Below are 6,705 nucleotides of genomic sequence, written 5' to 3'. Positions count from 1 at the left end.
GTATATGCTATTAGTTTTATCCAAAGGAGCAAAAATGATACTGAAAAATTTGAGTGATATAAAAAATCTTGGCCATAAAGGCCTTGATATATAAGGGTTAAGAAATATGATTAACCCTAATATGATTTATATAAAAAGGGGTGATTTTATGGAAAGATCAGAATTAAAGTTTAGAGCTAAGGAACAATTAAGAGGCAATTGGGGAATAGCCATTGGAGCAGTATTATTAGCAGCAATTTTTACAGATTTTGATGTGATTTATAATATCGGTGAAAGATTTGGATTAGATGGATTAACACTTTCCGTTCCTGTTAATCTATTATCTTTATTTTTAGGTGGAGTTATAACTACTGGATTATGTAAATTATTATTAAATCTTGCAACCAACATAGAAAAACCAAAGGTAGAAAATCTATTTTCATACTTTAATATATATCTTAAAACATTAGGATTAAATATCTTGATTTCACTTGCTGTTGCTATTGGAACTATTTTATTTATAGTACCAGGGATAATTGTAGCATTAATGTTTTCACAAGCATTCTTTATACTAGCTGAAGATAGTAGCAAATCAATAACACAATGTTTAAGTGAAAGTACAGAGATGATGAAGGGTTATAAGGCAGATTTTTTTGTTTTAGAATTATCATTTATAGGATGGTGGATAGTAGCTGCATTGACATTAGGGATAGGAGGACTTTGGGTTGCCCCATATCAGAAACTTACTGAAGCTAATTATTATTTAAGTTTAAAAGGGAATAAAATGTATTAGATGATAAGACCTTAGTTAAGATACTAAGGTCTTTTGTATTGACATATAATATTTTTCTAGGATACTTCTTTTTTTGAAAATCTATTACATGTAATAAAATATGAAGCTAATAGTATTGTTATTGAAGCTAGGACTATTAATATTCCTATCATAGTTGGACTAATAGTTATATTTATTTCAGGTAATAATTGAACTAATGAAGTAGAAAAAGTAATAGGAAGTACTGCTAAAAATACAAGTATATATCTTCCTTTTTCAGTTCCTAATAATAAAGCAGCTGGCTGAACTATTGCTAAGAAAAATATTCCTATAGATAATGTGGAAAGAGCTATAGCATATATCGGCATAGAGTTTACATCAGAGCTATATCCAATAAATTTTATTATTGAAGCTAAAAGTACTGATATTCCCATAGATATAATTGTATTTAATAAACCAAAAATATATTTAGATAAAATATACTCATTAGTAGTTATAGGAAGAGAATATATTAAATAGTTCATTTTACTTCTTTCTTCATAGAAGACTAAAGAATAACATGAAATCATTAAAAACATAGCACCTGCAAAAACTATCATAAATGGCTGAAATACTGCAAAAAATATAGCCATAACTACAAGAATTAATAAGCTTTTCTTTAATGCAAAAAGTGAATTGTATTGAAGTTTAAGTAAATTTATTAAATTTTTCATATCCTTAAGCCCTCCTTGTATAATACATTAATATATCTTCTAGAGTACATTTTTCATAAATAGCTTCATCACCGAAAAGTTCATATGCCTTATCTTTATTACTCATAAGACCTTCGAAGCTAAAAGAATTTTCTTTTAAAGAAATAAATTCTTTTCGAAGATTATTATCTAAAAGGTCTTTTTTGATTTTAACTATAATGTGATTTTCTAATATTGAATCTTTTTCATCTTGAAGAATTATATTGCCATTATAAATCATTACAATATAATCAGCAGCTTTATCTAAGTCAGTAGTAATATGGGTTGAATAAAAAACTGTCATATTATCAAGTTCCATATGACGTTGCATCAATTCTAGAAAGTCATTTCTTATAAGTGGGTCTAAGCTAGAAGTTGGTTCATTCATAATAAGAAGCTTTGGATGATGACTTAAAGCCATAATAAGTTCAAATTGCTTTTTTTGTCCTTTTGAAAGATCTTTATATGCTTTATCTTCATTTACTTTGAATTCATTAATGTATTTTTTATATAGCTCTTCATCCCAATTTGAATAAAAATTTGAAATTACTTTATGAAGATTAGATATTTTACTTTCTTCTAAAAAACCAGATACATCTCCAACATAGGCTATATCTTGTTTAATTTTTATATCTTTAGAAATGTCACAATCAAGAACTTCTATATTTCCATTAGTAGGTTTAACCATTCCTAAAATAGATTTAATAGTAGTTGTTTTTCCAGAACCGTTAGGCCCTATGAAACCTGTAATATATCCAGTAGGAACATTTAGTTCTTTTATATTTAGTGAAAAATCCTTATAGTCTTTTTGTAAATTTTTAATTTTAATAGCATTCATATTTATACCTCCTCATAAATACTTTTAAATATCTCAATACATTCTTCTAAAGATAATCCTAGAGATTTTGCTGAAATTATTAATTCTTCTAATTTGCTTTCCATTTCTGCCATAGCAGCTTCTTTTAATCTTTCTGAATTAGCACCAGAAACAAAAGTTCCCTTACCTACAACAGTTTGTATAAACCCGTCTTTTTCTAATTCTTCATAAGCCCTTTTTGAAGTTATTATACTTACCTTTAGCTCTCTAGCTAATGTTCTTATAGAAGGAAGAGAATCACCGGGTTTTAATTTACCATTAAGTATCTGACTTTTAAGTTGGTTTTCTATTTGCTCATATAGTGCTATTGGCGAGGAATTACTAATAATAATATCCAAATGTACACCTCCGTACCTAAGTGTGTATATGCGTTATATACACATAGTATCACTATTGTGATAGTAGGTCAATAAGAATATTAAAAATTATAAAATTTTAAAGGAGTAAAATTAAAGAAGTTTAACATATTTTTTAAATGTAACATAATAAAAATTAATACATTTTTACTTTGAAGGGAGTGAAGGGAAATGGTAACTTATAATTCTTTCATTTTTGAAGGACATGGAATTAGTGAGAAAACAGGAGTTTATGATCCAGGAGCTGTTTATGGAACAGTAAGGGAAAATGATTTAGCAGACAAAATAGTAACAACAGCAATTAATTATTTGAAAACTACAGCATTATCTATTCATAGAGATGAAAATAATTATGCGGATAATGATTTAGATGGAAATATATATACAGCTAAGGCAGGCATATCAGTTCATATTAATGCTGGAGGAGGAACAGGTACAGAGATATTTGTTCCATCAAGAGAAAAGTATTTAACAGAGGACTTTAATCTAGTTAAAAATATTTCTGAGACTTTAGGTATAGCAAATAGAGGAGTTAAATCAAGAGATTATAATACTGGGAAAATATATTTGAGAAGTGATGGGATAACTTTAGATTATACAGATTATTACAAAGAAATAAGATATGCTTGGGGGCTTGGAATATCATTAGCTATAATTGAAGTTGGTTTTATTGATACAAGTGATTTGAAAAAGATTCAAGCTAATATAGATAAGATAGGCTTTTTGATAGCGAAATATATCGCTAAAATTTGTGGGATAGAACTATCTAAACCAGGAGAGCCATCTATAACTGAAGATGTGTATTATAGAGTTGTTTGTGGAAGTTTTAAAGAAAAATCAAATGCAGAACAAAGAAAAAAGGAATTAGAAACTAAAGGATATTCAGGCATTTTTGTAGATATTTATAAATCTTAATTTTAAAATAAATAAGATTGTCATAGTGAAAATGATATAGCTATAACTTCAGATATAGGAATTCTTGTGTCGTATGGTCCGGTAGCATTAGATAAAGCTTATGCTGATGTAGTAAATAGTCAGATTGTTTTACAAGGAAGCTATTTAGATGAGCAAAGACATAAGCATAATAATGATTTTAATAATCATTTTAAAAATACTCATCGAGAAACTTACTGGAAAGTATGCATAGATTATGCAGTAAAGCTGGGCTTAGAAAGTAAAAAGTATAAATTAATAGAAGTTTAAAATTTTATAGATGATTCTTTATTAGTATAATCTTTTTTTGTAATTAAAAGTAGATTTACAATTACTAAGAAAAAGAAAGATGATGGTATAGAATAAAATAATATGAAATAATAATAAAAGGGAGTTGTGATGGTACAACTCTCTTTTATTTTATAAGAACAATATTTTTACCTATTATTATAGATTTTGAATTACTACTATGGCCTATTTCTTCTGTTTTAGCTATAGGGAGTGTAGGGGTGTCTATTATACTTAGTGCAAGTTCTGTTATAGATGGTGAAATATTATTTTCTTGCATTTTACTAAAGGTTCCAAGAATTAAACCGTTAATTTTGTCAAATACTCTTAATTGCTTAAGTTGATTTAAAAAAGCAGACATAAGAGCGGCTTCTCCACCCATACTTTCTAAAAATAGTACTTTTCCTGTAAAATCAGGCATGTATTTTGTACCTGCTAATTTTAAAAGACAGCGAATATTACCACCAACTACAATACCTTCAATTTTTTCACCTTGAATAAAGTTATAAGAAAAATTAAATAAGTCATTTTTATCATTGAAGACACTATTCTCAAAATTTGTTTGTTGCATCTCTTTAAAATCGTATATTAGATTTCTAATTTGATAAAGATATGTAGGAATTGAAGCCTGTGAATTAATAGCATTCAATACAGTAGTTACATCACTATAGCCAAATACTGGCTTTGGATTTTTAGAAATAAATTTGTAATCTAAGTATGGAAGTACTTCATTAGCTAAGTCACCACCAGAAATGTCAAATATAGCTTTAATTTCGATATTTCTGTATAAGGACATAAAACTTTCACCTTTTTCCTTAGCAGATCCATTAAAAACAGAGTTTTTAGCATAAATATAGTCAGAACATATTGGATTTAAATCCATAGATTTAAGAGTTTTTAAAAGTTCATTTATACGTTCTTTATTTAAAAGTGACTGACCATTTGAACAAGCAACTATACCAACTTTATCACCTTTTTGTAGTAACGACATGTTAGCCTCCTTATATTTAAGTTAAATTTAATTAATAATAGTATAGTTTAAATTTGAAACTTTATAAATTAATTTTTGCTAGATTATAAAAATATTAGAGATAATATAAGAAATGGGAGTGGATAAATGATAAAAACAAAAAACGCCAATAGTTAAAATCTAGTGATTTAAACTATTGGCGTTAATGCGTTTTGGTAAATGGTGCCGGCAGAGGGAATCGTAAGGGTATTTTTTTAGTAATTTTTATTAATGATTAAAACGTACTGATATCAACGCTTTAGGAGGTTTAATCGCTAAATAATTTTAAATGTTTTCTATCGAAGAAGTGGGAAAGATAGTGGGAAAAATAGTGGGAAAATTTTTGAGGATAGTGGGAAAGTGGAGTCGGTGAAATGCCGTTATATATACGAGTTAGAATGTGGGATAAAATAAAAATAGACCATGTAACCATAGCCTATTTAAACATACTATTGATTTTTTCATATTCTTTTAAATTCTTTTCTTTATTAATTTCAGCATATATTTTCATAGTAACATTTATATCAGCATGACCAACCCAATCCATTACAGTTTTAATATTAATATCATTGCTAATACAGTTAGTTATAAATATGTGCCTTAAGCTATGATAATTTATATCAGCATCTATGTCAGCTCGTTTTAATGCTGCTTTTAATCTTCTATTAGGTTGTTTATTATCTATATATTCACCATGATCTTTACAAAAGATTAATTTATTATCAAAATATACATCACCATATTTTAATTTATTTTCTTTATTCTTTTTAATAATTCCTTTAAGAATTGGGATAAGCATAGAAGGGAAAGGAACTTCTCTTATACTTGTTTTTGTCTTTGGTATAGTAACTCTATTTTCATATATTCTTTTATTATCTTTAGTTAATTCACCAGTCCATACTAATTTTACTGATTTATTTATATTGATTAATCTATTATCGAAGTCTATATCCTTTTCCTGTAGTGCCATAGCTTCACCTAAACGCATACCACACATTAAGCCTAATAATATTATTCCTTCAGATTTATCGCCTTGTAGGGTCTTTATAAGGTCTTGTTGTTGCTTTTCAGTTATATAATTTATTTTCTCTTCAATAACTTCATGAGTTTTAGGATAAACAACTCCAGTAACGGGATTAGATTTAATTTTATTTATTGATATTGCATATTTAAAACAATTACTTAAAGCTTTATTTAAGTTTTTAACTTGATTAAGTGTATGGCTTTCTAATAGTTTATTAGTTATCTTTTGTAGATATAATGTATCTATATTAGTTAATTTAGCATTATTTAATGTTTTTGTAGGCTTAATATAGTTTCTATATATTCCTTCTATTCTATCAAATGTAGAAGCTTTTAACTCTTGTTTTTTAATATTCCATAACCAATCATAAAAGAAATTGCCTAAAGTAGAATTATCACTATGAATTGTATTACTTTCCTGGAACGCTTTTAATTTTTCTTTAGCTTCTTTTTGAGTTTTGCCGTAAATATCTTTTCTTAATTGCTTTCCTGTTAAAGGATCATAGCCAGTGGTAATAGTAATACGCCAATACTTTACACCGTTTTTAACTACCCATTTAGCAGAACCTTCTCCATTAGTTCTCTTTGCCATTCTGTAAGCTCCTTTCTATTTATTAGTATAATTTATCCTTTCAAAATAAAAATGCTTATATAAGCTAATATCGAGTTTTATAACTAAGCACAATTTTGTGGTAAGTTGTTTTTATAAATATCTTATTCAATATTATTTTTTAGAT

General features: G+C 27.1%; 8 protein-coding genes. 3 read left to right on the top strand and 5 right to left on the bottom strand.

What is annotated here, in order from left to right:
- The first annotated feature begins 148 nt into the window (after positions 1 to 148).
- Positions 149 to 772 carry a DUF975 family protein gene (locus H8S10_RS05115; protein ID WP_186838124.1) on the top strand — a complete coding sequence of 208 codons (624 nt, stop codon included), beginning with the start codon at positions 149 to 151 and terminating at the stop codon, positions 770 to 772.
- A 56-nt stretch (positions 773 to 828) separates the two neighbouring features.
- On the opposite strand, the gene H8S10_RS05110 is transcribed toward H8S10_RS05115, so the two are convergent.
- Genes H8S10_RS05110 through H8S10_RS05100 form a run of 3 tightly spaced genes read right to left on the bottom strand, consistent with a single transcriptional unit; the run spans position 829 to position 2,697 of the window.
- Positions 829 to 1,464 (bottom strand): ABC-2 transporter permease, encoded by a 636-nt coding sequence (locus H8S10_RS05110; protein ID WP_055268416.1) that lies wholly within the window; start codon positions 1,462 to 1,464, stop codon positions 829 to 831.
- Between the two features lie 4 nt (positions 1,465 to 1,468).
- Entirely contained in the window at positions 1,469 to 2,320 is an 852-nt protein-coding gene (locus H8S10_RS05105) for an ABC transporter ATP-binding protein (RefSeq protein ID WP_186838123.1), read from the bottom strand.
- A 2-nt stretch (positions 2,321 to 2,322) separates the two neighbouring features.
- A complete protein-coding gene (locus H8S10_RS05100) occupies positions 2,323 to 2,697 on the bottom strand; it encodes a GntR family transcriptional regulator (RefSeq protein ID WP_186838122.1) in 375 nt (124 codons plus the stop codon).
- A gap of 189 nt (positions 2,698 to 2,886) precedes the next feature.
- Here H8S10_RS05100 and H8S10_RS05095 point away from each other — a divergent pair, with 189 nt between their 5' ends.
- Complete coding sequence (locus H8S10_RS05095; protein ID WP_186838121.1) at positions 2,887 to 3,630, top strand: N-acetylmuramoyl-L-alanine amidase; 744 nt, start codon at positions 2,887 to 2,889, stop codon at positions 3,628 to 3,630.
- A 66-nt stretch (positions 3,631 to 3,696) separates the two neighbouring features.
- A complete protein-coding gene (locus H8S10_RS05090; RefSeq protein WP_186838120.1) occupies positions 3,697 to 3,918 on the top strand; it encodes a hypothetical protein in 222 nt (73 codons plus the stop codon).
- 145 nt (positions 3,919 to 4,063) lie between these two features.
- On the opposite strand, the gene H8S10_RS05085 is transcribed toward H8S10_RS05090, so the two are convergent.
- Together H8S10_RS05085 and H8S10_RS05080 are read right to left on the bottom strand one after the other, a co-directional pair.
- Positions 4,064 to 4,927 (bottom strand): S66 peptidase family protein, encoded by an 864-nt coding sequence (locus tag H8S10_RS05085; protein WP_186838119.1) that lies wholly within the window; start codon positions 4,925 to 4,927, stop codon positions 4,064 to 4,066.
- A 454-nt stretch (positions 4,928 to 5,381) separates the two neighbouring features.
- Entirely contained in the window at positions 5,382 to 6,560 is a 1,179-nt protein-coding gene (locus tag H8S10_RS05080; RefSeq protein ID WP_186838118.1) for a site-specific integrase, read from the bottom strand.
- Between the last annotated feature and the right edge of the window lie 145 nt (positions 6,561 to 6,705).

The organism is Clostridium sp. NSJ-49 (assembly GCF_014287725.1).
In the GTDB taxonomy this organism is placed as follows: Bacteria; Bacillota; Clostridia; order Clostridiales; family Clostridiaceae; genus Clostridium; species Clostridium disporicum_B.
Note: the sequence above shows the minus strand (reverse complement) of the source record. Positions and strands in the feature narration are given on the sequence as shown.

Coding starts and splice junctions, on each gene's coding strand:
- H8S10_RS05105 (WP_186838123.1), bottom strand. CDS start 2,320: ATGAATGCTATTAAAATTAAAAATTTACAAAAAGACTATAAGGATTTT.
- H8S10_RS05095 (WP_186838121.1), top strand. CDS start 2,887: ATGGTAACTTATAATTCTTTCATTTTTGAAGGACATGGAATTAGTGAG.
- H8S10_RS05080 (WP_186838118.1), bottom strand. CDS start 6,560: ATGGCAAAGAGAACTAATGGAGAAGGTTCTGCTAAATGGGTAGTTAAA.
- H8S10_RS05085 (WP_186838119.1), bottom strand. CDS start 4,927: ATGTCGTTACTACAAAAAGGTGATAAAGTTGGTATAGTTGCTTGTTCA.
- H8S10_RS05110 (WP_055268416.1), bottom strand. CDS start 1,464: ATGAAAAATTTAATAAATTTACTTAAACTTCAATACAATTCACTTTTT.
- H8S10_RS05115 (WP_186838124.1), top strand. CDS start 149: ATGGAAAGATCAGAATTAAAGTTTAGAGCTAAGGAACAATTAAGAGGC.